Genomic DNA, 25,589 nt, shown 5'->3' with positions numbered 1-25,589 from the left:
GATGAAGTCGGAAAAACGCGTCGTCAGGTATTCGGACTCCGGGCGCGCGGGGAGAGGACATCCCCGACATCCCCCTCCGGCCTTCACCCCGCGTTGCAGGCGGGACTGGCGGTTTACCCGGCGCGAAAGGTCCGCGTCGGGACGGGAGGGAAAAACGCTCGATACCGCAGCGCGACTGTCGCCGGTTTGCACGGCGTTCCCTGAGGCGATGCGCGTCGGCCCTTTTGATGGAGGGCCTGGAAGGGTTTCAAAAAACAGGAGGCGCCAATTCATTCCCCGGCGTCATCAACGTCAAGCCTGTCGTCAGCCATGCCGCGGCAGGCGGATGCAATTGCGAAGGGTGTCAATGCGGCGAGACCGCGACGGCGCGCAGTCGCAGGCAGGGGCCGGGCTTGCGAAGTCCCCGCATTGCATTCTGCCGGATGCTTTTAATATTCACCGCCGGACAAAACCCCAAAAGTGAAAGACTAAAATGAAAGAGCGGCGGCATGACGCCTTCTTTTATACTCATGGTGTTTGGTCTTACTGTAATAATTCCACGAACTGGATATATTCGGAAAATTGGCAATAAATACACGAGTTCGGATTTTATTATACACTTGTAATAAAAACTATAACCAAGGTCCCCCATACCCATGCACTCCCGATATGAGCATCCTATCCTCGCGCGGATGATGGGCGGCGTTTTTCTCGCCGTCGTTTCAGCGTCATCCGTTTTTGCCCAGGCCGTCAGAAATGATACCGTCGTCAACGAGCCTGTTTCTTCCGCTGCAAATATAGATTCGACAACAGGTTACCCCGACTTCCGGCGATGAGGTGATCATGCTGTCTCCCTTCCAGGTGGATTCCACGAGGGAGAAGGGATATTTCGCCGAGAACACCCTCGCAGGCAGCCGCATGAGAACAAATATAGCGGACTTGGGCGCGGCCATCACGGTCGTCACCAAGCAACAAATGGATGATACGGCCTCGCTCGATGTGAACGATATTTTCCGCTACGAACTCGGCACCGAGGGCTCCACCACTTACACGCCGGATGTCAGGAACGGCAACCGCCCCGACGGGGTGTTCGAATCGATTGCCGGGGGCAACATCGGCGGCGCGCTGACCGCCTCCACCAACGCCACGGCCAACCGCGTCCGAGGCCTCGGCTCGCCCAGCTTTGCGCTCAATTATTATCAGACGCTTCCCCAGATACCGTTCGATTCCTACAACACCGCCTCCGTCGAAATCAATCGCGGCCCCAACTCCATGCTCTTCGGCATGGGCAGCCCGGCGGGCATCGTCAACCAAAGCACCGCCCAGGCCCAGCTAAACAAAAACAACGCGCAGGTGCAAATCCGCGTGGACGACCGCGGCTCCGAGCGCGCCAGCTTCTCGTTCAATAAAAGCCTGATCGACGGCAAACTCGCCATCTACGGCGCGCTTTTGTATAACGACCAGCAATTCGAGCGAAAGCCCTCCTATGACATAACCCGCCGCCAGTATGGCGCGATCACCTACAAGCCCTTCAAGAAGACCACGCTGCGCGCCACCATCGAGGGTTATGATAATGACAACCGCCGCCCGAACACGCTTTCCCCCATCGACGGTGTGAGCGAATGGCGCAACGCCACGCTGCCCAACGGCAAGTTTGTCGGCATGCCCGTGTATGATGCGAGGACCCACAAATTCGTCTCGCTGGCCACGGGGGAGGAAATTTCCATGCTCGTGGGTTCGCCGAATTCATACATGGCGGATACGCTCAGGAATTATATCGAGCAACGCGAGGACTTTGACGGGACCAAGTGGAATGCCGACAAAACCCAATACAACGGCATCTCCATCTTCAGCGGAAACGCGATCAGCGACGTCAACTCCATCCTCTATGTGCCGGGCATGGCCACGTATAATGCGCGGACGATCATGCAGGTTTCCAACGGGAACTTGCAACGCTGGTTCCAGCCCCTGGGCGGCAACCGGCCGGCGACCGGCCATTGGAACGAGCCGGCCGCCACCCGTTATCCGTTCAGCACCACCGCGGGGGACGCCAATTATGTTTATGATAATCAGGCTTGGACGGACATCTACGACTGGTGGCAGGTGGAGAACTCGCCTTACTCCATGTCGATTGACGAGCCTTATTTCGGCCAGAAACTCTACCCGGGCGTGACCGACCGCTCGATCTATGACTGGAAGAAGGTCAACCTCCTCACCATGAATTTCGGCAGCCAGCGGAACACCAATTATAATGTCGAGATCGAGCAGGAGATCGTCTCCGGGCTGCTTCATTTCAACGCCGGCTGGTTCCGGCAGGATTTCGACTCGCTGCAAAGCTACACTGTGGGCCAGTTGAACACGACCACCCTCAGGGTGGACACCAATATGTATAATTCGGACGGGACGCCGAATCCCTTTTTCGGCCAGCCCTATGTGCAGGACGATGCGGCCATCGACCGCATAGAGAACTCCGCGACGGTTGACCAATATCGCGCCATGCTCGCCTACACGCCCGATTTCACCAAGAACAGCAACTGGACCAGGTGGCTTGGCCGCCACCAGATCATGGGACTGGCGTCCTATCTGGACCATGAGCAGACCGGCCTCCGCCGTCGCCTGAGCTATGGCTACGGTTCGACGGAGGGCGAGTATCGCTACACGTCGAATCCCACTGTCGCAGGTTGGAAAAGGCAGTCGGGCAACGGCAGCACCATCCGCCGTCATTTCTATCTCTCCGATATCGCGGGAGGCCCCTCCGCCGGCAGCGTCACCCAGGCATCCGGCGGGCTTGACGCCAGCGTCCTCACCGCTCCCATCGCGGTTTACGATTATGCGCAAAACCAGTTCAAGGAGGTGGACATGACCATGATTTGGAACGTCTCCGAGACCGACACGGGGATGTCGGCGCGCAAGCTCACCTCCTACAGCGCGGGCTGGACCGGCTACCTGTGGGAGGACCGCATCATCACCACCGCGGGCATCCGCCGCGATATCAATCGCACGCGCAACACCGCCACCAAGCCCGCCGACATCGCGCAGGTCGATTGGGATAAAATGTATTTTTCCGACGGTTATTATCAATACGGGGAAGTCTTCAAGCACTGGAACGACTGGAGCAGGCTGAGCGGCGTCACCAACACCGTTGGGGCGGTCGTGAAGCCCTTCCTCAACTGGGAGTCCATCGCGAAACGCTCCGGCGGCAGCCTCTTTTGGGAATTTGTCGAAAACCTCGGTTTCAGTTACAACAAATCGGATAATTTCGACGCCCCGGATTCGACTTATGTCGATCCGTTCGGCACCGTGCTGCCCAAGCCCCAGGGCGAAGGGAAAGACTACGGCGTCCAGTTTTCGCTCTTCAAAAACAAGCTCTTTGCCCGGGTGAACTGGTTCGAGTCCAACAACGACAACGTGCCGTATAACGGCGCGCTGGAGCGACTCATTTATCATATCGACACCACCGCCTACCGCGGCTGGCTGGAGCATATCTACATGCTCAATGACGGCGGCGATCCCTCGACCACGGACTGGACGAATCCCTGGACTGTCGGCAAGTCCAACACGGACCCGGACAAGGTAAGGGCGATGCAGCAATGGGTGGGCGAAAAGTGGGGGCTGAACGACTATGATTATTACAGGCATCTGGGCGGAATCGTCAGGGGAACCACTTCCGCCAAGGCGAAGGGCGTGGAGGTGTCGGTCAATTATAATCCATTGCCCAATTGGACCATCAAGGCGACCGCGAGCAAGGTCACGACCACAAACACCAATATCAACAAGGAATACGAGGAGTGGTTCGCGCTGCGCAAGCCCGTGTGGGACGCCGCCCGGGCCATGGACTTCCTGAATGCCACGGGGCTGGCCACACTGAACCGGCTTGGAGGCATCAACAGTTATATTGTTTCCGATAATCCCAGCAGCGAGGCCAGGGGCGACATCGAGGTCTTCTGGAACAGCGTCAACTTCAGGGATGCGAACAACGCAACCACCATCACCCAGAACAGCAACGTCGGATGGACCACGGTGGAAAATTATTACAAGGCGGTGCTGGTTCCGAACGCCATCCTGCAAAAGGACATGGAGGGCCAGCAGGCCATGGGGCAGCGCAAGTATAATTTCACCCTGGTGACCAATTACGCGTTTGACCGCGGCCTGTTGAAAGGCTGGGCCGTCGGCGGCGCCCAGCGTTGGACGGACAAGGCCATCATCGGTTATTACGGTAAATCCTCCGGAAACAACGGCACGACGCTGGACATATCGGACATCAACCGACCCATTTATGATGACGCGACGTGGTACACCGACCTCTGGATTTCCTACACGCACAAGATTCTCAACGACAAGGTGCGCATGAAATTGCAGCTCAACGTGGCCGATCTCTTCCAGGACGGCGAACTGAAACCCATGAGGGCGGACTGGCTGGGCCGGCCTTATGCCTACCGTATTATTGATTCCCGCCAATTCATACTCACGGCCACGTTCGATTTCTAAATGCATCCGCCAGTCCCCTGCCAAGCGAAGATCATGTGCCTCCCCGGGCGTGCCGGGGAGGCCGGGCCTTCACTGATATCATCTGCTTTCCGGCTTATCATGCGATTCTGCCTCCGGTTTCATTTCGTCCTCGTTTCCGCCGTTTTGTTTTTTCCCGCCTGGATAGGGGCGGCGACGGTCGCAGGCGCGGCGCCCGGGACCGGCCTGCTTTTCCACCTGTCCGCCGACCACGGGACAAACGCCGACTATTCCGCCGCCGGCGCGCCCGGGGCCACCTTTGCCTCCGGCGTCACCACCATCCCCGACGGCGCGCGCGGCCCCGCGCTCAGTTGCGGCGATTTCCAGCGGCTCGCGTGGAGCGCCCCCGGCAATATCTTTGCCCAGCGCGGCACGCTCTCCTTTTTCTGGCGCTCGCGCTATCCCGTCGGGCCGACCGAGTTTCCCGTCTTTCGCGTGGGGTTCGGCGACCACTCGAGCTGGGACATGACCTGGCTGCGCATCGACTACAACGGGCGCGGTTTCGACGCCTTCGTGACCGACGCCAGCCTCTCGCGCACCCGGGTCTCCGCCACCCTCGCGCCCTTTCCCTCGCCGTCGCAATGGACGCACATCGCGTTTTCCTGGGATGAAACCCGCGGCGTTTGTCTTTATATCAACGGAAAACTTGCCGCCGAAAAACGTCTCGCCGCGCCCGCGCGCTATGACATCGCCCTCGACCAGTTCGGCCCGCATTCCCGCATCATCAGCCCGTATGCCGTCCAGAGCGCCTACAGCTTCACCCGCGGCGGCGACATCGACGAGATCCGCATCTACGACCACATGCTCGACGAAGCCGGGCTCGCCCGCCTCGCCTCGGAGGTCGCGGGCGAGCCCGTCGTTTCCGCTGCGCCCGCCCGCAGCCTCGCCGATTCCCGCTGGCGCGACGAATGGTATTTCCGCCACGGCTGGGACCTCCCCGCCGCCGCGCCGCCCGCGTTGGACGCCCCGGCGACGACCGTCCGCAAGGTCGAGATCCACGATGCCTTCGACCTGAAACGCTGGTGGTGGAAGGCCACCGATGGCATCCGCGAAACCACCTGGCCCGGCGTTTACAACCGCTCGCGCCTCCCGGGGCGCAACGACTACTTCCAGTTGCCCGACTGGGATTGCTACAGCGCCTCGGGCAACGCCATCACCTTCCACCTGCCGCCCGAGCCGTGGAATCACCTTGAGATTTCCGGCGCCGCCTGGGGCAGGATGGAGCTGCTCGCCTTCCCCGGCGGGCGGCGCATCGGCTACGACACCGCCGCCGGCGAAATTCCGCCCTACGACGACACCGCCGCCGCCGTCACGCCGCTCTTCGAGCGTCCGCGCGCCCGGGAAAGAACCGCGCACCGGCTCGAACGGCCCGTCATCGGCCAGCGTATCCGATTCATAAATACAATGCAGGAGGAGCCCATCGGCGAGCTTTCCGCCTACCACGTCACGGCCGCCGCCGGGCCGGCCTCCGCTCCCCGGCTCGTCCGGCGCCTCGGCCTGCCGGGACCGGACGGGCTTCCGCCGCCACTTGCCGCGCTCGCCGCACACATCGCCGGACGCCATCCCGCCGACGAGCGCGCGGTCCTCGTCGCGTCGCCCGCGAGGGCCGACGCGTCCGCGCCTGCCGACGGTGTCAACCTGCCCGCCGCCGCCGGGCTTCCGCTCGTCCACATCCTTGTCCCCAACGATTGGGACTCGCGCGACGACGCCCTCGACGGCATCGCCATCGACCTCCCCTTGCTTCCGCTCGCGCCCACGCACCCCGGCGGCCTCGTCCCCTTCAATATTCAGGTCAAGGACCCGCTCTGGCCCGCGCGCAACCTCCTCGATTTCTCCTTCAGCCTGCGCTCCGACGGTTCCGCCACCCCGCCGCGCACGCTTTGGCTCGACTTGCGCGACCGCCTTCTCCCGCCCGGCAAATCCCTTTGGCTCACCCTTGCCTCCGCCTCGCCCGATTTCACTCCCGGCGCCCTTGCTGGCGCCGAAATTCGCCTCGTGTTCAAACCCCGCGAGGCCGCGCGCGCCGAGCACGAGCTCGATCGCTTCACGCAGGTCCGCGACAATTATGCCATGCAGGTGGAGGAAAAGCCCCGCGGCCCCAAGTTTTCCCTCTGGACTCGCTTCGCCGCCGACCTCGGTGACCTGCTGCGCGTCAATCCCACGCATCATCTCGGGCGTCTCTACGCCGCCGCCGTGGGGCCGGCCGCCGGACCTGTTCTGGAGCCCGACGTTCCTCCGCTTCCCGATCCCGCGGACGGGGCGCCGCTCTGGGCCGCGCGCCAGGTCCAGCTCCTCGGCCACGTCGCCAAATTCGTGAACTGGTATATCGACCACCGGCAGCTCGCCGATGGCGAATTTGGCGGCGGCATCTCCGACGACACCGACCTCACCAACACCTGGCCCGGTCTCGCGCTCATGGGCGTCGATCCCGAAAAAATCCGCGCCTCCAACCTCGCCCTGCTCGAAGCCGCCTATGCCCGCGGCATGTTTACCCGCGGCCTCAACACCATCCAGACCGACGAGCTGCACAACTACGAGGAGGGAATCAACGCCCTCGGGGAATGCCTCATCGCCCGGCCCTCCAGTCCGCTCCTGCTGGAGCGCGCCATGGAAACCACCCGCGCGCTTCACGGCATCACCGGCGTCAATGCCGCCGGCCACCGCCATGTGCGCTCCTCCTACTACGGCGCCAACCGCATCGCCACCGAGATGCCCTGGGGCGCCGCGCGCGCCTACGCCTACCTCACGTTCCAGCCCGCGCACCTCCTCGCCGACTACAATGGCAACCCCGGCGCGCGCCGTCTCCTCACCGAGCTTGCCGACGGACTCCTCGCCCACCGCCGGGCCGGCGCCGATGGCCGGCACGGCATTCCCGCCATCATCCGCTTCGAGGACGATGCCGCCCTCGCCGACCCGGTGCATCCCTATTTTCCCTGGCCGCTCTTCTGGAATGCCTGGCAGTGGACGTCGGACCCGAAATACCTCGACCCCGTCTTCGACGGAGGCGTGACCGCCCTCGCCAACATAAACGCCAATGCCATCGACATCCTCGGGCTGCGCGACCGCGTCGATCCGGCCCGGTTGACCGCGGCCGATGCCGGGCGCGCCTTTGTTCCGCCCGGCTCCGTTTCCGCCCCGGGCCGCGCCGACGGGAACCGCACCCTCGCGGGCATCCAGCGCGGCGCCTCCTTCGAGTATCTCCGCTGGCAGCTCACCGGAAACACGGCGCTCCTCGCCGACACCTACACGGCGCAGATTCGCGCGTGCCAGCTTCTTGAATACATCAACACCGAGGGTTCGCTCTGGATCGACCGCGTGGGCGTGCCCACCTCCGACCTCCAGCGCGCGCGCCTCGGCGGCATCGCGCTCGCCCGCAATTCCATCTTCCACGGGCATGCCGTGAGCTGGCGTTTCCACGCTCCGGCCACCGCGCAAAGCCTCGCCATCCTCATCCCCGACGCCACGCCCGACGCGTTCACGCTTATCGTCTGCAACCTCGACGGTGCGCCCGTGCGCGCCACCCTCACCGGCGGCCCGGTCCTCAACCCCGGCCAATGGGAAGTCACCCAGGGCATCGATCTCGACAACGACCACCGCGCCGACGCCTCCATCCAGCCCGCGCGCACGCACGCCTTCGGGCGCGACGACGACATCGACCTCGTGTTTCCGGCCCGTGCCACGAGCGTGCTCGGCTTTCGCAAGACAGCCTCCGGCACGCCCTACTCGCAACGGGCCGATCTCGGCATCGAGCCCCGCGACATCACGCGCCGCGCGTCTGGCGTGCTCGGCGTCGTCGTCCACAATCTCGGCTCGGTCGATGCCCCGGCATCGACGCTCGCCCTCGTAGACGCCTCCGGCGGGATTCTCGCGTCCGCGCCGGTTCCCCCGATCCCCGCGCCCCTCGACCTGTATCCAAAAACCGGATCGATCGAACTCGTTTTTCCCCCGGACGCCGATCTCGCCGCCGCGCGCCTCGTGGTCGATCCCGATCACCGCATCGAGGAGATTTCCCGCAAGAACAACAGCGTGCCGCTCAGGGAGGCACCCTGATCATCGCGCATGGCGATGGGCGCGCGGCCAAGACCGCCGCGGAGACGGGGAGGCCGAAATGCGCCAGCCCGCGAGTCATGCCAATTACCAATGATATTTGGTCTTTTGGAGGGCCGAGCTCCTGCGAGGCCGTTGCGGCTAGACGCCATGTTTTTCGGCAACGGCCTCGCAGGAGCTCGGCCCTCCATCAAAACCCCAATTTCCATGGGCTGATGGTATCAGCGTGGTTTCAAGAGCAGGGCGGAGGTTGCGTTTTCGGTGGCCGGCGGGCCGTGGAAAAAGCCTTGGCGAAGGGAGACGCCGAGTTCGTGGACGACCTGGTCGGAAAAGCCGGTCTCGATGCCTTCGGCCACCGGACTCATCCCGAGGGCGCGGCAAAGTTGCACGATGGCGTTCATGACGCGGTTGCCCTTCGGCGTGTGGGCGCTCTGGACGATGGTCTTGTCGATTTTGATGAAATCGAAGGGCAGCTTGTAGAGCGACTCGAAGTTGGACCAGCCGATGCCGAAATCGTCGAGCGCGAGATGAAAGTCATGGCGGCGGAGAAATTTCAGCTTTTCCTGGCAGACCGGGCGCTCGAGGAAGGACTGGCGCTCGGTGATCTCGAAGATGATGTCGTCATGCGCGATGTGGTGCTCGCGGCACAGGCGGGCGAGGGTGGGGTAGAGCTGGTAGTCGAGAAGCTGGGGCAGCGAGAGGTTGATCGAGAGGCGCAGGCCGGGCTGCCGCTGTTTCCATTCGCGCAGCCGGGCGACCGCCTTTTCCATGAGGGAGTAGCCGATGGGAATGATGAGGCCGTTGCGTTCGGCATAGGGGATGAATTCGAGGGGAAGGACCTCGCCGAGTTTTTCGTCGTGCCAGCGCAGGAGGCATTCGAGCGAGTGGATGGCGCCGGAGTCCATGTCCCGGACGGGCTGGTAGACGAACGTGATGTTCTCGGTCTTGAGCGAGGCGTTGAGGCGGTCGAAGAGGACGGAGGGGATGGCGCGGTTCTTCAGGATCCGGCGGGTGCCGCCGCCGACGGGGCCGGGCGAGTCGTGCTGGCCGGTGAAGAAGTTGTTCTTCCCGGAGTTTTTCACCTGATACATCGCGTAGTCGGCCAGTTGCAGCAGGCGGTCGAGCGAGCGGCTGTGGTCCGGGTAGATGGCGTGGCCGATGCTGGCGGTAAGCTCGATCGCAAGGGGGTTTTCCCGTCCGACGACATGGATGGCTTGCAGGATGTCGGAGAAGCGGGCGACGAGCTTTTCTTCCGATTCCAGGCCGGGGACGACCCAGAGGAACTCGTCGCCGCCCCAGCGGACGAGATACTCGGGCGGAGGGATGAGGGGGCGGAGCCGGTCCACGAGTTGGCGGAGCAGGAGGTCGCCGGCCTTGTGGCCGTAGGCGTCGTTGAGTTCCTTGAAATTGTCCAGGTCGATCAGGACAAGGGCGATGCGGGCGCCGGATTTGCGGGCATCCTTGAGGTTCTGGACAATTTCCTCGTCGAAGAAGAACCGGTTGGGCAGGTCGGTGAGCCGGTCGTGCAGCGCCTTGTGCACCATGCCGGCAAGGAGGGTGAGGAGGGGGAGGGTTTCCTTTTTTTTGCGTGTGGTTTTCACCAGATGGGCAGTTGAAGGTCTTCCCGGTAGAGGCCGAGGCGGTGGGCGAAGAAATAGGTGAGATGCATGCCGATGCCGTAGGCGTTGTAGTCCGCCGTCTTGTTGGCGTCGATGAAGCCGCCGACCATCCAGTGCGGCGAAAGCATGAACGCGGCGCGCGCGCGAAGGGAGAAAATCAGGCCCGAGGTGGTGGTGCCGGGGTAGCGCAGGTTTTCGGCGCTGGAAAGACCGGGGTAATACGGGGCGCCGGCCTGCTCGTTGGCCTGATAGCCGAGGAGGGCGTCGATCTTGGCCAGCCAGAAGGTGTCTTCCCGGGTGAGGAGATTGGCGCCGATGTCGGCCTGGAAAAGGTATTCGGGGCTGAAATAGCCGCCGTGTCCCCAGGTGAATTTGCCGAGGTTTTTCTCGTAGTGGAGGAAGCTGACGTCGGGCCCGATGGTGAGGTAGGCAAGCTCGCCGAGCGGGAGCAGGTCCGGGGGCAGGTTCTTGCGCAGGCCGAGGTTGAAACCGAGGCCGTAGTTGGTCTCCACGTGGTCGCCGGTGAGCTGGGAGGCGTGGCCTTCGGCCCGGATGGCCCAGTCGTTTTCGAGCGGACGGGAGGCGACCAGCCGGGCGCCGGTGGTCATGACCTGCCCCCAGGAAGCCCCCGTCCAGGGATCGCGGATGCCGGTGTAGGAAAGCAGGGAGTCCTTGACCGGAAGATCGAAGATCGCCGCCTCGAACATGGCGTTGTCATCCCCGACGTAGGTGATGCCGGCCTGGACGTTGTAATTGCGTTTGCGGATGCCCTCGGGGGCGGCGCCGAAGACAAACCACGGTGACCAGTTGCCGCCGTGATAACGCCAGGAGAAGGCGGTGTCGTAATCGTAAACGTGGTCGGTCGGTTTCTGGTTGAAATCCGGATACTCTGGAATCACCGGATCGGAGTAGTCGCGGGGCGGGATGACCGGGGGAATCCCGATGGGGTTGTATTCGCTGGCTTCCGGCATGCCGGTTTTCAACCGGACGTGGCTGGCTCGGAAAGAGATTTCGTGGCGGCCGGCGATGATCGCGCGGGCATTGAAGAAAGACAGGTCGCTGATGCTGAGCTGGCCGAGGCCCTCGGTGCCGGACTTGGAGGAATAGGCGCCGGACAAGGTGAAGGCAGGGGAGGCAAGGCCGGAGAGCCGGTCGGCGAGCGTGGCGGTGACCGCGGGCAAGGATTCGCCGCGCTTCCGGCTGTCCTTGATGGCGGCCAGCGCGGCGACGTGCCGGCCCTGATTGGCGGCGCGGGCGGCGGCGGCTTCCACCGCGACGGGCGGCGCGGCGGCGATGATGGCGGGGTTGCCGTTGAGCGGTCCGCCGACGGTGGCGCCGAGACGATAAAGGCGGGCGAGCGGAGGCTCCGCGCCGGGCGGAGCCGGGAGGGCGAGCACGGCGGTGACAAGGCCGTCCGCGCTGGCCTGGTCTTTGCAGGCCCGGTAGAGTCCCTCGAAGATGGAGGCGCTTTTGGCGGCGTCGCCGGTGCGCAGATACGACCAGGCGAGAAGGATTTGCTCGCGGTGGCTGAGGTAACGCTGCCGGTAAACCTGGTTGAGGAGCGCGATGGTGTCGGGGTAGCGTCCGCCTTCGTAGGCTTCGGAGGCGAGGCGGGCGTTGAGATCGGCGTTGAGGACGAGGGCCTTTTCGACGCCGCGGCGGACAAGCGGCGCGAGATGCTGGCGGGCGAGATCGGGGCGGTCCTCGCCGAGGGCGGCGACGGCGCGGCCATAGGGGATGTCATCGCCGCCGGCCCCCCAGGCGGCGGCTTGCGCGAACCAGAGGCTGGCCGGGGCATGGTCGGAGCGCCGATACCAGGCCCAGGCGATGGCCTCGGCGAGGGAGGCGTCGCGGCGGGCGTGCGCCTCGTTGCCGAGCGCGGCGAGTTCGGCGTTGGAGCCGTTTTCGAGGATTTCGGAGACCGAGGGAGGCGGCGCGGGCTGGGCGGGAGGCGTTGGCGTTGGCGGGGGCGGCGCCGTCGGGCCGGCGGGGGCGATCGTCGCGGCCGGGGCGGCAGGAACGGCCGCGACGGAAATGGGGGGATCGGGATCGTCGAAGAGGGCGACCGCATGGCGTGAGGTGGCCGGCATCCGGGGCGCGATGGCAAGGCCGGCCGTTCCCCGGCGCACGTCGCCGGTGAAGGGCGCGGCGGAATCGTCGAAGGCGCCGGCATATGCGGACGGAGGCAATGCGGCGGGAAGCGCCAGAAAAACAAGACTGAGAAAGACTGGCCGGGTGCTGCTCATGGCGTGTCGTAAAGCTCGGCCGGGGACAGGCGGCGCGTGGTATTGGCGGCGAGGGCGAGCCGGGAAAGAAGGGCGAGGCAGGCCGAGTAGTAGTCGTCGTCCGAGGACGGTGTCGGGAGGGCGACGGGAGTCCAATTGTGTCCAAGGCGGAGCCGCCCGATGGTGTTGACCAGGGTGATCAGCCCCGGGCTGGCCGGATGCGCGGCCATTGCGGATGCGGGCGGGGCGGAGGCGTCCGCGGGCAGGGAGGATGGCGGAGGCGGCGGGGACTCGAGGGTGATTTCGCTGACGGGGCGGTTGCGCCATTCAGGGCCGGCCCAGTGCCCGAGCACGGGGGAGAGCGCGGGATGGCGGGGCTGATACCAGGCGAGGTAGAGCGGGATGCGCACGGCATCGTAGCCGAAGGCGGCCGGATGCCCCGGCGCGGGACGCGGCGCGGGGCCGTCGTCGAGGAGGATCCAGTTGGCGGGAAGGGAATGGGGGCCGAAGCGGGCAAGCGAAAGCAGGGTGAGGCCGTCGTCGAGGAGTTGCCGCCACGGGCTCTGGCCGGAGGGGCGGGTGTCGGCGGCGGCGAAGTCGGCGAGCGCGGGCCAGACGTAGTAGGAGAGGTTGACGGTGATGCCTTCGGGGGAAACAAAACCGTCGCGGCCGGGCAGGAGCGCAAGGCGCTTGGGCCGGGCGGGGGGCGGGAGGGGTTGCTCGGCCACGAGATGGCGCTCCACGTCGTCGAGGATGGCGCGCGAGGCGTCGCGGAAGGCGGGCACCCGCCAGCGGCGGTCGGCGCAATGGAGCGCCCAGGCCACGAGGAGATCGCCGTCGGTGGCGTTGTTCATGTCGTCCACAAAGCCGCCGTAGGGCGTGGGCACCCAGCGCCAGGCGAGGAGCTTGTCGGTGTCGCGAATCTGGAGTTGCTCGCGGGTCCACCGCCAGAGCAGCTCGAAGGTGGCGCGGTCGTTGAAGGCGGCGGCGAAAAGCATGCCGTAGCCCTGGCCTTCGGAATGGCTGATGTAGTTGTTGCCGGTATCGACGACGCGGCCGCGCGGCGTGATGAAGCGGGTCTTGAAGTCTTCGTAAGATGCCGCGGCGGGATGAGGCCCGGCCGCGGCGCAGAGCGCGACGGGCACGGCGAGGATGACGGGCAAAAGGAGGAAGCGCAGGCCGCGGGAGATCATGTGGCAAGGGTGGGGATGCGCGTTTTTTTCTGGGCGCGGCGAAGCACGCGGTGGGTGACCAGGGCCAGGGCGCCGATGAAGACGAGGACGGCCAGCGCGATGATGACGGCCGGTCGCCGGGCGAGGGCGGTCGCGGGGCCGGCCTCGGGAGGATGGGGGGATGGGTCGGCCGGCATGACGGCCTCGGCGGCGGCGTCATCGGGCGGCGGGGTCACGGCGAGGCGGGCGAGGGGAGTGTCGGGCGACCAGACGAGAAGCCGTCGGGCCGGCGTGGCGAACCAGTCGAGCGGCGCGGTTTGCAGGTGCTCGACGGCGGCCTGGAGGAGGCCGGGATCGATGGCGGCAAGGATGATGGCGGGAGAGGCGTCCGGGTCGGGATCCGCCAGCATGAGGGCGGCGCCGGTGAAGTCGGCGGCCGGCACGCGCCAAGTGAGCGCGGAGCGTGCGCGGGGCGCGTCGGGTTCGTGCCTGACGAGCCAGTCGAGCAGGGGCGGCTTCTGCCGGGCGCCGGCGGTCCTGGCGGAGGGGAGGGGAAGCCGGTCGGTGTATTCGACCACGCCATCGGCGGCGAGTCGCAACGGGTGACGTTTGTGCTGCGCGGGCGTCCATTGCGGGAGGAGGCCGACTTCGAGGTGCAGCACGGATACGGCGGAGGCGGGCGGATTGAAGGAAGCCTGCAAATGGATGAGGGGATGATGTTCGCGCCGGGCGATCTGGCAGACTAAATCCCACATCGCGGTCACCGTGCGCGGGTCGCCGTCGAGGAGCCGGACAAAGAGCGGCGGCATGGCGGCCGGACTGGAAGGCGGCGCGGCGCGGTCGCGAAAGATGCGGGGAAACAGACCGGTGGCGGCGGCGGCCGGGGGCGTGCCGGCGGGGGTGAGATCGGCCACCGGCCATGAGCAGCCGGAGTAGTTTTCGGGTTGCGCGGCCAGCGTCACCGGAGAGGCGGGCAGGGGAAAGCCGGCGGCGGCGAAGGCGGAGGCCGCGGTGATGACGTCCTGCTCGGAGGGGCCGGTGACGACAATGAGCGCGGACGAAGGATCGCCGGGCAGGTGCCTGAGCGCGATGACGGGTCCCTGCCAAGGGAGGAACGCGGCGTCTTCGGGCAGAAAGGGAAGGACCTGCGCGAAGGTGCCGATCAAAAGATTGTCCTGCGCGCGGCGGAGGCGGGGGCTGAAGGTGAGATGATAGCGGGCGTTTTCCGGCAGGCGGAGGACAATGCCTTGCGCGGCGATGGCGCCGGCGGTGAGCAGGGCGTCGTCGAGCGGCGATGATTGCGGGATGGAAACATGGAGGGGGAAGGTCTCGCCCGGGCGCGGCGCGAGCCAGGCGGCGAGTTCATTGAGCAGCCGGGGCGCGGCGGGCGAGGCGGGACCGGTGGCGGCGAGGGTGGACCGTCCGGCCTCGATTTGTATCGAGGGAAGGGATACGGAGCCGGCCGGAGCGGGAGGGAGTTTCGCGGGAAGGCTGGCCAGGATGAACGACAGGGTGTTGGCGCCGGGCCGGAACAGCCGGGCCGGAAGCGCGATGCGGGAGGTGACGGCGGCGGGGTCGGCATCGCCGGAGGCTGCGAACGAGGGTTGGGCGACGAGCATGCCGTTGAGCCTGACCTCCAGAAGAGCCCCGGAAGCAGGGAGCAGCCGGGAGTGGTTCCAGGCGAGTGTCAGCGTGGCGCTTTGCGGCAGGTCGCGTGTGGAGAGTGTGAAGGCGACTTTCCGCGCCGGTCGGGCCGGTGTGAGGTCGAGGCGCGCGAGATCGGGAAGGGCAGCGGATGCGGAAGGCAGGAGCTCGGCAAGCGTGACTTGCCAGATGGCGGGGGCGGTTTCGCTGCCGGGTTTGGGCTCAGGAGTTTGTGCTTTCGCGTCGGCGGCGGGCGGGGCAGGACTCGCCGGGGCGATGGGATCAGGCGCGGGGGGAGTGGCCGGAGTCGCAGCCGGCGGCGGTGGCGGGGTAGCCGCAGGTGGGACTGCGGGTGGCGCAGGGGGTGTGGAGACAACGGGCGGGGGAGTGACGGCGGGTTTCCAAGGTTCCCAGCCGGCGGCAGAGATTCCCTCAAGAGAATATTTACCCCGGCCGATTCCGAAATTGTTGATAAATGGGTGGTTACTTTATCACCAGCGACTATCGGAGCCGAAGCGGCTTGGTCGCCGGCAGGCGCGGCGGTGCGGACCGGCACATCTTCGAGCAGGGGGAGAAGAATTTCCGCCGGGGCCTCGGATGAAAGAGCGGCAAGCAGGACAAGAGTGGCTACGGTTGTTTTCATGATTCAGATATGCCCGGCGGGATCGACGCGATAGACGCGCTGGGGCGTCTTGTGCAAATCGGCGCTGGTTTGCGGGAGGGGCGGGGTGGTGCTGGAGTTGGCGGAGCGGATGGAGAACACAGGAGGACGGCCGGAGCGGGCGCCGCCGAGAAGGCGGAGAACCCAGTGGCCGAAATATTCGAGCGCGGAAAGGCTGCCGATGCGCAGCACGAAAACGAGCGCGGAGAGGATGCCCTTGTTGCGGTGACGGGATTGTTGGAAGGCCGTCCATCGCTCGCTGTCGCCATAGACGAAGCGGATGCGGGCGAGGGTCTCCGCGTCGTCGCGCGGTTCGAAATGGAAACCTATCTCGAAGCCGTCGCGTGTATGGCGTCCGTTGCAGACGCGCCCGTGCAGGTGGAGAAGCTGGCCGGAGCGATCGCGGACGGTGAGAATGCTTTCGCCGTCGAAGTGCGGGAGGACGCGTTGCGAGTCGGCCTGGATATGGAAACCGGCGCCGGTGTTGGAAAGATTGAAGAGCCGGCCGATCCACGTATGGCCGCCGTGCGTGAAGGTGACGGAGTCGAAGGCCGGCAGACGCGGGAAAGCGCGGAGCTGGCGGCGCTCCAGCATCACGCCGACACAGGCGAGGAGGAACAGGCTGTTGAGCGCGGCCCAGCCCATCGTGATCGCGGCCGAGGCGAAGGCGCCGGATGCGGAGGCGCGGAACCAGCCGGCGACGAGGGCGGCAATGTTGATGAGGAGCAGATAGACATAGGGGCGGGCGAAGGGCGAGAGATGGTCGGCCTCGAGGCGTTCGCCCTTGCTGGTGACCTTGAAGATGGGGGCGCGCGGCCGCAGCATGGTGCCGATCAACGCGGGCAGCAGCGGAATCGACTGGATGATCTCGTAAATGTCGCCGATGAAGCTCCACCGCAGGCGTCCGAACAGGTAGCTGTGGAGCAGCTGCCCGCCAATCAGGTGGGGCAGCGCGAAGATGAGAAACTGCGTGCCGGTGGTGTCGTAGATCTTGAGGCCGAAAAGCAGGAAGAGCAGCGGCGAAAGCAGGAAAAAGAGGCGGCTGAAGGGGAACAGCCAGTAGAAGCAACTGCTCAGGTAGCAGATGCGCTGCGGGAAGGTGAGCCCGCGCAGGAAGAGCGGGTTCTTGAGCAGGAAAATCTGCACCATGCCCATGCCCCAGCGGCAGCGCTGCTGGAGGAAAGCGGGAATGGATTCGCAGGCGAGCCCGCAGACCATCGGGCGGTCGATGTAGGCGGAGTGGTAGCCGGCGGCGTGCAGGGTGAGCGCCGTCTCGGCGTCCTCGGTGATCGACTGGCCGGAGAAGCCGCCGCATTCCTCGAGCGCCCGCCGGCGGAGGACGGCGGCGGAGCCGCAGAAGAAGGCGGCGTTCCAGTTGTCGAGGCCGAGTTGCACGCCGTGATAGAACATTTCGTTCTCTCCGGGCATCACGGAAAAGGTGCGCAGGTTTTTCTCGACGGGATCGGGGTTGCCGAAAAAGTGCGGCGTCTGGACGAGAAAGAGTCGGTGGTCGGTAAGGAAGACGCCCGCGGTGCGCTTGAGAATGTCGCTCGCGGGCACGTGATCGGCGTCGAGGATGAGGATGAGCGCGCCCGAGCTGCACTGGAGGCCTGCGTTGAGGTTGCCCGCCTTGGCGTGGACGTTTTTCTCGCGGGCGAGGTAGGTGATGCCGTGGCGACGGCAGAGCGCGCCGAGCGCGTCGCGGCGCTGGCTGGCGGTGGCGGCGATGGCCGGGTCGGCGTGGTGGAGGCGGGCCTCGGTGCCGCCGTCGTCGAGCACGTAAATGCGCAGCTTGTCCTTCGGCCAGTCGATCTGGAGCGCGGCGAGCGCGGTGGTCTCGACGATGGAGATGTCCTCGTTGTAAGTGGGAATAAAGACGTCCACCGTCGGCCATTCCCTTTCGTTCGCGGGCAAGGGAACGCTCTTGCGATAGAGGGGTTTGATGTTGGTGAAATTGGACAGCCCGAGCAGCACAAAACCATGCAGTTCGGCGACAAACAGCAGAATGGCAAAAACGAAACTGACCGGATCGTGGTAGCTGAGGGTTTGCGTGCAGCGCCACACGAAATAGGAAAACGACAGGTAGGTGACGAGGAAGATGAACAGCACCCGGAAGTGCTGCATCCGCAGGCCGCGAAGCAGGAACAGCAGCGCCAGAATGCCCGCTGCGAGGACCATCTGCACCTGCTCGTCATCGATGAGCTGCCAGGAAAGGAAAAAGAGCAATCCGATGGAAAGGGTAAGGACAAACGGTGCAAACAGGACGCTGTTGCGGAAATACTGATTGTTCATTTGGCGAGGAAGAGGGTTTTAATCCAAGAACTTGTGAACAAAACTCAGGCGCACCTGCCTTTTGGCTTCCTTTAGATTATTATAAATTCAACTTATTGGCAGCAAGCTGCTATGGGAATAATTGGCTGCGGGCAATATCTGCCATATATATGCAAGTCATGTGTCTGATGCGATGGAATACATTGTATTTAATGCCAACATTACGATATGTGATTGCATTTGTGGCGAATAATGGCTGGCTTGCTGGCATGAAGGTTTTTCTCCAAGTTATTTATAATAATGGGGAATAGCCGCCTATTCCACCTTGATTTCCTGCCTGGGCGCATTGAAGGGCCCGTTCACGACCATGCCATGGGGACGCGATGCGAATAGTGTTCCTGTGGCTGTGATCATGGAGCGAGAGATATTTCCCTTGTTTGCATTGTGGTTATTTCCAGACGCGAAATGTTAGTCGCACGCATTATCCGTGAATTTTGCAAGATGTAACCATGTATTGATAGAATATTCACAATATAATAAAATAATGCATAATTATCATGTGCTGAATCCGGAATGAAGCTTCGTGATGCCCGCCCGGGTGCTTAATGGTTTTCGCAATAATCCGAGCTGAATGCCTGTAACTATTTTTTGGTCTGATGGATCTATGAAAATGCAGCCGGGGAATTTGGATTCCTGCCCTTGGTCACAAATCCATATTTCCATCAGTTGAGAACCCCGTTCCAAATGGCTGGCAGGGTCCTTCATGCTCCGCCAAAGCTCATATTCCATAAAACAGAATGCCCGGGAATAGGTTTTCCCGGGCATCCTTGGTTATCCATTCAGGCCGCGCAAATACAGCATGATCATTCAGGCCGATTCAGGCTGAACCCGTGCATATGCATGCCACCAGGAGTCAGGCCAGCCCAAAACCAAGTGCTAGGCGTTCAGCCAAGGGGACCTTGAAATGAGGAAGAAAAAGGGATTGACATTGCCTGTTATAACAGAGTTATTGCTGTCCGTCTTAATTTTTTACCCCTATTCGAAATCCCGCATGCCATTTTGATGGTCCCCTTAAACCGTTTTATTTGAGAGAATTAAATTGCATGAACTCAGAGGCTGGCAAACCCCAAAAGGAGCACATCACCCCCCCTGACGAGCGGCACCAGGCCCTGCGAGAGGGCACCTATGGAGAGTTCGAGTCGTTGGCATGGTATTTTTTGAGCATGATTGTCATATTTACATCGCCAACAATTAGTTGCATGAAAATTGCGCATGGCAGACTTCCGGAAGTCCGGCACCCGGCTCGGCTGATTCGGCCAACGAGAGGACGCACGTTTCTCCACATGGTTGGTTGTTTGGCGGGTTTGCACCGAAGCTATCCTGCAATGCGGGCGGAGTCCGACACGTTACAGGCACCGGGTTCAATACCCGGCTGTGCCGGATACGCATGACAAAGTCCCCCAGTCATTTTCCCACTAAAACAATAAACACTACTCCAAGGATTCATGCTTTCTGATAATATTCTCGCCATGGCTCCGCTGTCGATGGGCACGCGGATTATATACCTCGCCATCCTGTCGATATGCCTCGTGGTCTCCCTTGGCATAGGACAATATTTCTCCCGGCGCCAAAAGAACGCGAAGTCTTATTTTTTGGGCGGCGGCGACATGCCCGGCTGGCTGGTCGGCATTTCCATCAGCGCCTCGATGATCAGCGCGATGACTTTCCTCGCGATTCCCGGCTTCAGCTTCAAGGAGGATTACCGCTGGGTGGTGCCGAGCTTCAGTTTTCTCATCATGGCGGTGTTTGCCATCGTGGTGTTGATCCCGTTTTTTCGCAAGGCGTCCACGCCCAGCGGCTACGCTTTTCTTGAGCAGCGTTTCGGCGCGTGGGCCCGGGTTTACGCGGCCGGCGGTTTTTTGTTGTTCAATGTCCTCCGGCTCGGCGTGGTGCTTTACGTGACCTGCCTGTCGCTGGAGGTGTTTTTTGGCATTCCGGCCATCTGGCTGATGTTGATATTGGGAATCGCCGCGACGCTTTATTCGATGATGGGCGGTTTCGAGGCGGTGGTGTGGACCGAGTTTTTTCAGGCCATCGTTTTGGTGATGGGCGCGGTGATCATGGTGCCGGTGGTCTTGTATGCGATTCCCGGGGGATTGGGCACGGTCGTGGACTTGGCGGTGCCGGCGGGGAAGATGTCGCTTGGTTCGTTTGAGTTTACTTTTGTCGAAAAGACGGTGTGGGTGATGGTGCTCGCGTCGCTTTTCTATAATGCCTCCGACTACTCCACGCGGCAGGATTTCATCCAGCGCTACCGCGCGCCGAAGAACATGCGGCAGGCGCGCATCGCCGTGGCAATCGGCGCGGTCACGGTGGTGCCGGTATGGCTGTATTTCAACTTCCTCGGCACCACGCTCTGGACTTATTACAAGGTGAACCCGGACCCGGTGGTCGCGGAGTTCACGGTGTCGGCCCCGGAGAAAATCGTCCCGTATTTCATGGCGTCGCAACTGCCGCCCGCGGTCACGGGACTCGTGCTGGGCGCGATCCTGATGGCCGCGCTGAGCACGCTCGCCCCCATCCTGAATGCGTGCGCGGTGACATGGGCGGGGGATTTTCATCACCGGTTTTTCCGCGGTCCGGCGGAGGCGCGGGACGAGTTGAAGCTGGGGCGCGCCACCACGCGGGCGCTCGGCGTGATCATGATCGTGCTGGCGCTGCTCATCCACGTGTTGCGCACCCAGACTTTGCAGGATTTGCAGGCGACGGGGCAGATGCTGTTTTCCGCCGGGTTGTTCGGCTTGTTTCTCATCGGCTTTTTCGGGCATCGCATCAGCGCGCGGGCCTCGTTGTGCGCGGCGGCTTGCACGGTGGGCATTGTGCTGGTCTGGTTCGCGGCGCACACGTGGAAGTGGATGGCGTGGGCGCCCGATCCGTTCTGGATTCCAGTCTTGTCGAACTTGGGGCTGCCGACGTTCGCGATTGTGTTCAACAAATTCATGCCACCCGTGAAAAATCCCGCCGCGGACGCGACCGCGGATGTGCAAACACAAACCGCAAAACCATGAGGAAGGAGTGCAAGACCATAATCGACACATATACGCGCGCATCCTCATCCGCGCATGCGTCGCGCCGATTAAAGCATTTCGCCGCCACCATCCTGCTCGTGTGCGCGCCCTGGTGCGCCGCCGCGCCCGCGCGCATGCTGGTGGTTTCCGCCAACGACCAGGCCAGCGGCTACGCGGGAAACATGTTTGTGCGCCCCGGTGCCCGGCCCGGCGGTGTGACGGTGGTGGACTTTTCGGCCTCTCCGGTGCGCGCGTGGCATGTGGAAGGCGTGCCGTGCAGCGTCATCGGCCCGCCGTCCTGCGTGGCGGTGAGCGCGGACGGAGGGGAGATCCTCGTGTCGGCGGCGATGCAGCCCGATCCGGACGACGCGGGGAAACTGCGAACGGATTCGCGGGTCACACGGCTGCGCCCAGGCGCAAATGGATGGGCGCGGGCGGGGGAGATCGAAGTCGGCGCGCAGGTCTCGGGCATCGCGTTTTCCCGCGATGCGAAGCGGGCCTGGGTGGCGTTGCGCGCCGAGGGGGCGGTGGGGCTGGTCGGCTTGCGCGATGACGGAATGCAGGTGAAGGGCAAATGGACTTTTGCCACGGGTGCGGACTCGCTTTCGGACATTGAATTATCGCCTGATGAGCGCACCGCCTTTGCGACTTTGCACACCACGGCCACGCTTCTGGTGCTGAGAGTGGAAGCGGACGGCGCGCTGGTGGAGAAGCAGCGGCTGCAACTGCCGCGCGGCGCCTATCACATCGGTTTTCTCCCGGACGGGAAACGGGCGCTGGTGGGCTGCACGGTTGATGATGTCATGTGCGTGCTGGAAGAGCATGACGGGGCATGGCGGATACGGGAAACCATTCCGACCGGACGCACGCCGGAGGGTGTTTTTATATCACCGGACGGCCGCTGGGTGGCGGTCACGTGCTTCGACGGAGCCAATATGCTCATCAAAAACAATCTCTGGTTCGGCCAGCCGTCGCGCGTATATATATACTCGGTCAACAAGGATGGCGCCATCAAAAGGGAGCAGTCGCTTGATCTGAAGAATGTCCTCCAGGGCGCGGCGTTCACCGCCGACAGCCGCACGCTCGTGGCCGGCCAGTTCGGTGAGGGCAACCTGCGCGTGTTCCAGCTCAAGGAGGGCGCGTGGAGCGACTCCGGCCTGACCATCGAGATTCCCGGCCAGTCCGCGGCGCTGACCGCGACCCGCAATTAATATATTCCCGATCCAATCATCGCCATGTCCACAAACTCCCGGCTGCTTTATTTCCCCCAGTTGCTTTTCCCGCGGCTCCGCCGCGCGCTGACGCGCCTTGCGCTTTCGGTGTGGCGCGACCCCGTGCCGCTCGAAGTGCGGCGGACGCGCCCCGTCGCGGGCGGTTTCCCCTTCGAGAAGGCGCGGCAGTCCGCGCTCAGCCCGGTCGCGGTGCCGTCGGCGTGGAAGGCGCCGGGGTTTTCGACGACGTGGTTCCGTGTGTCATTGCCGGATGGATACACCCCGCGCCCGGACGACCATTTGCACTGGGACGACAACGCGGAGGCGACGGCGTGGCTCGACGGCAGCCCGCTGTTCGGATTCGACGCCACGCACCGCCAGTGGCCGTGGCCGAAGGGCGCGGGCGAAGTCTGGCTGGAGAGCATCTTCTGCCAGTCGGGCATCTGGCACGCGGCGGCGAAGGGCATCGGCCCGGTGGGCTCGATTCTCAATCACGCGCGGCTGGTGCGGAAAAACGAAGATGCGTGGCTGGCGTATTTCGACCTGGAGGTTTTGACCGACTGGCTGGAGGAGGAGATCCGCCGCGCGCTTCCCGCCGAGGCCGAGCAACTGGTTGCGGGCTTCCGCAACTGGCCCGAGATGGACAGCGCGTCGTCGGCGTTTTTGCCCGATGGCGTGGGCACGGGGCTCGCGAATCGCTGGCGCCCGACGCTCGACCGCGTGTCGCCGTTGCTGCGCGCGGTGATGCGCGAGCTGGATGACGCGGTGAGCGTGTATCACGACCAGGGAGCGGCGGCGCTTCGACGCGAGCTTAAGAAAATCTACCGGCGCCTGCGCGAAAGCGGGGATGTCTGCAAAGCGGTGCTCACGGGCCACGCGCACATCGACCTCGTGTGGTTGTGGCCCGAGGCGACTGGCGAGCAGAAGGCGGTGCGCACCTTCGCGACCGTGCGCACGTTGCTGGACCGTTATCCGGAATTTCATTTTGGCTACTCGCAACCGGCCAGTTACGAGGCGGTGGAACGGCGCGCGCCCGGGCTGATGACGCAGGTGCGCCGCCAGATCGCGGGCGGGCGCTGGGAGGCGACCGGTGCGATGTATGTGGAATCGGACACGCTGATGCCATGCGGCGAGGCGATTTTGCGCAGTTTATTGATCGGACAGGAACGGTTCAAGACGCTCCAGGGCGCACCGTCGCCCGTGCTCTGGCTGCCGGATGCGTTTGGCTTCAGCGGCTGTCTGCCGCGGCTCATGCAACTGGCGGACGTGTCCTGGTTTTTCACGAACAAACTCGTTTGGCGCATGATCAACAAATTTCCGCATTCGAGTTTTGTCTGGCGCGGAAACGACGGCGCCGAGGTGCTCGCGCACGTCTCGCGCGCCATCGGCTATAATAATCCGGCGCGGCCGAAAAACCTGCGTCTCGAAAGCGAGGCCAACAGCCAGGCCGACGTGCACGATGAATTTCTGTTGCCGAGTGGCTGGGGCGACGGCGGCGGCGGGCCGACCGCGGACATCATCGAACGCGTGCGGCGGCAGGCGGACTTGCGCAACCAGCCCGCGGCGCGCTGGGGGCGCATCGACGAGTTTTATGCGCGCTTGGAAAAAGTGCGCGACCGGCTGCCGGTCTGGCGCGGCGAGATTTCTCTGGAGGCGCATCGCGGCACCTACACGACGCAGGCGGAGGTCAAGGAGGTTTACCGGAGGCTCGAGCGCGCGTTGCAGACGGCGGAGGCGGCGCGTTGCGCCGCGGGCGCGGGTCCGGTGGACGCGCGTTTCTGGGCGCGGCTCGTGTTCGCGCAATTCCACGACTGCCTGCCGGGCAGCTCGGTTCACGAGGTTTACGAGGAGATTGTCCCCGAGCTCAAGCGGCTTGAAAAAGAGGTGTTGCAGGACGCGCGGGACACGCTCGCGAAACGCGCCGGCGCCAGTGGCGAAAAAACGTCCGCGAAACAAAACGAGACGCTCTTCAACCCGCTGCCGCTCCCGCTGCAAGCCTGGCAAGGCGGCAAAAACGGGCGGCTCGTCACGCTGCCGCCGCTGGCGTGTAGTGAAAATTCAACTACACGCGCGGCCGAGTCCGCTCCCGCGCTTGTCGCGGAAAAGAACCGGTTGTCCAACGGCATCGTCGAGGCGCGTTTCGACCGGCGCGGCCTGCTCGCGCGTCTGTCGGTCAACGGCGCCGACGCGCTAGCGGGCGCGCCGCGGCTCATCGCATATCGCGACGTGCCGTATGATTTGGAGGCTTGGGAAATCGACCGGCAGGCGCTCGACACCGGCAGGCCGCTGGCGCTTCGCGACGCGGGCCGGATCGAAAGCGGTCCGGGCTGGGCCGGCCTCGCGCAACGCTGGTCGCGCGGCGAATCGACGGTGGACGTGCTGTGGCGTTTGCGCGCGGGCGGTGTCGCGCTGGAGGTCGAGTTGAAGGTGGACTGGCGCGAACCGGAAAGCCTGCTGCGCTTCGAGGCGCCGACGCCGTTTCGCGGCCAGACGGCGCTGTTTGGCGCGGCCTTTGGCGGCGAGTGGCGTTTGCAGCAACCGGGTGACCCGCAGCAATCGGCGCAGTGGGAGGTGCCCGCGAATCGCTGGGTCATGGCCGCCGATGACGGGCGGCAGGAGGGTGCGTTTTTGCTGGCGGAGGCGAAATATGGGTTTTCGGCGCGCGACGGCATCATCGGCGTGAGCCTATTGAAATCGGCCAAGGTCACGGCCACGACGGCGTTTCCTCCCGCGTTTCGCAGCGGTCCCGAGCGCTGCCCGTGGAGCGACCTCGGACGGCATGCCATCCGCCTTGCGCTCGGGCGGCTCGCAGCGGACTCGCCGCGCGAAGCTTATCCCGCGGCGCTCGCGGAGACGGTTTTTGCGGAGCCGCTGCGCGTGGCATCCGGCAATCGGGATGCCGCCGTCATGCCGGCCATCGAAGGCATGCCGTCGATGGCGCCGCTCTGGGCCGTGCCGGTCGATGCAGACAACTGGGTGCTGCGCCTGCACGAAAGCATGGGACGGCGCGGCACGGCGCATATCGCGGCGCCGGCGGGCTGGCATCTTTCAATATTGGAAAAAGCGTTGCCGGGGGCTGCTGACAAACCGTTTCCCGCCGGCGGTGAAGTTGAAATCGGCCCCTTCTCATTCATCAGCCTCGGGCTGCGCCGCGAGCGGGATGGCGTGTCGCATAATATATAATTT

11 protein-coding genes and 1 riboswitch are annotated in these 25,589 nt (G+C 64.0%); of the genes, 5 read left to right on the top strand and 6 right to left on the bottom strand.

Annotation, left to right across the window (positions count from 1 at the left end):
• Nucleotides 1–6: 6 nt before the first annotated feature.
• A riboswitch (cobalamin riboswitch) is annotated at nucleotides 7–256 on the bottom strand.
• Nucleotides 257–822: 566 nt separating this feature from the next.
• Both OH491_RS11835 and OH491_RS11830 read left to right on the top strand, forming a co-directional pair.
• Nucleotides 823–4,467, top strand: a complete 3,645-nt coding sequence (locus OH491_RS11835) for a TonB-dependent receptor plug domain-containing protein (protein WP_342751035.1) — start codon at nucleotides 823–825, stop codon at nucleotides 4,465–4,467.
• A 99-nt stretch (nucleotides 4,468–4,566) separates the two neighbouring features.
• Entirely contained in the window at nucleotides 4,567–8,535 is a 3,969-nt protein-coding gene (locus OH491_RS11830; protein ID WP_084442343.1) for a LamG-like jellyroll fold domain-containing protein, read from the top strand.
• A gap of 218 nt (nucleotides 8,536–8,753) precedes the next feature.
• Here the strand turns inward: OH491_RS11830 and OH491_RS11825 are convergent, their stop codons facing one another.
• The 6 genes from OH491_RS11825 to bcsA form a co-directional block, all read right to left on the bottom strand.
• A complete protein-coding gene (locus OH491_RS11825; RefSeq protein WP_084442344.1) occupies nucleotides 8,754–10,133 on the bottom strand; it encodes a putative bifunctional diguanylate cyclase/phosphodiesterase in 1,380 nt (459 codons plus the stop codon).
• Entirely contained in the window at nucleotides 10,130–12,397 is a 2,268-nt protein-coding gene (locus OH491_RS11820; protein ID WP_068771227.1) for a cellulose synthase subunit BcsC-related outer membrane protein, read from the bottom strand. Before OH491_RS11820 ends, OH491_RS11825 begins: the two co-directional genes overlap by 4 nt.
• Nucleotides 12,394–13,569 (bottom strand): glycosyl hydrolase family 8, encoded by a 1,176-nt coding sequence (locus OH491_RS11815; RefSeq protein ID WP_342751034.1) that lies wholly within the window; start codon nucleotides 13,567–13,569, stop codon nucleotides 12,394–12,396. Before OH491_RS11815 ends, OH491_RS11820 begins: the two co-directional genes overlap by 4 nt.
• Complete coding sequence (locus OH491_RS11810) at nucleotides 13,566–15,356, bottom strand: cellulose biosynthesis cyclic di-GMP-binding regulatory protein BcsB (protein ID WP_342751087.1); 1,791 nt, start codon at nucleotides 15,354–15,356, stop codon at nucleotides 13,566–13,568. Before OH491_RS11810 ends, OH491_RS11815 begins: the two co-directional genes overlap by 4 nt.
• Nucleotides 15,357–15,474: 118 nt before the next feature.
• On the bottom strand, nucleotides 15,475–15,597 hold the full coding sequence (locus OH491_RS11805; protein WP_342751033.1) for a hypothetical protein: 123 nt from the start codon (nucleotides 15,595–15,597) through the stop codon (nucleotides 15,475–15,477).
• 241 nt (nucleotides 15,598–15,838) lie between these two features.
• Entirely contained in the window at nucleotides 15,839–18,145 is a 2,307-nt protein-coding gene (gene bcsA / locus OH491_RS11800) for a UDP-forming cellulose synthase catalytic subunit (RefSeq protein ID WP_342751032.1), read from the bottom strand.
• A 1,508-nt stretch (nucleotides 18,146–19,653) separates the two neighbouring features.
• Between bcsA and OH491_RS11795 the strand changes: the two genes are divergently transcribed.
• From OH491_RS11795 to OH491_RS11785, 3 genes are read left to right on the top strand one after another with little or no spacing between them, the layout of a single operon-like run.
• Entirely contained in the window at nucleotides 19,654–21,192 is a 1,539-nt protein-coding gene (locus OH491_RS11795; RefSeq protein WP_334319441.1) for a sodium:solute symporter family transporter, read from the top strand.
• Nucleotides 21,189–22,403, top strand: a complete 1,215-nt coding sequence (locus tag OH491_RS11790; RefSeq protein WP_068771231.1) for a YncE family protein — start codon at nucleotides 21,189–21,191, stop codon at nucleotides 22,401–22,403. The genes OH491_RS11795 and OH491_RS11790 overlap by 4 nt, the downstream gene beginning before the upstream one ends.
• Before the next feature lie 24 nt (nucleotides 22,404–22,427).
• Nucleotides 22,428–25,586: an alpha-mannosidase gene (locus tag OH491_RS11785; protein WP_068771232.1), complete on the top strand. Its 3,159-nt coding sequence runs from the start codon at nucleotides 22,428–22,430 to the stop codon at nucleotides 25,584–25,586.
• Nucleotides 25,587–25,589 lie beyond the last annotated feature (3 nt).

The sequence above is a fragment of the Termitidicoccus mucosus genome, from assembly GCF_038725785.1.
GTDB classification, from domain to species: Bacteria; Verrucomicrobiota; Verrucomicrobiia; order Opitutales; family Opitutaceae; genus Termitidicoccus; species Termitidicoccus mucosus.
This window is presented reverse-complemented; position numbering and strand designations above follow the sequence as displayed.

Bases quoted from the DNA above. Each gene is read 5' to 3' on its own strand.
- OH491_RS11835 (WP_342751035.1), top strand. From the start codon at position 823: ATGCTGTCTCCCTTCCAGGTGGATTCCACGAGGGAGAAGGGATATTTC.
- OH491_RS11830 (WP_084442343.1), top strand. From the start codon at position 4,567: ATGCGATTCTGCCTCCGGTTTCATTTCGTCCTCGTTTCCGCCGTTTTG.
- OH491_RS11820 (WP_068771227.1), bottom strand. From the start codon at position 12,397: ATGAGCAGCACCCGGCCAGTCTTTCTCAGTCTTGTTTTTCTGGCGCTT.
- OH491_RS11815 (WP_342751034.1), bottom strand. From the start codon at position 13,569: ATGATCTCCCGCGGCCTGCGCTTCCTCCTTTTGCCCGTCATCCTCGCC.
- bcsA (WP_342751032.1), bottom strand. From the start codon at position 18,145: ATGAACAATCAGTATTTCCGCAACAGCGTCCTGTTTGCACCGTTTGTC.
- OH491_RS11795 (WP_334319441.1), top strand. From the start codon at position 19,654: ATGGCTCCGCTGTCGATGGGCACGCGGATTATATACCTCGCCATCCTG.
- OH491_RS11790 (WP_068771231.1), top strand. From the start codon at position 21,189: ATGAGGAAGGAGTGCAAGACCATAATCGACACATATACGCGCGCATCC.
- OH491_RS11785 (WP_068771232.1), top strand. From the start codon at position 22,428: ATGTCCACAAACTCCCGGCTGCTTTATTTCCCCCAGTTGCTTTTCCCG.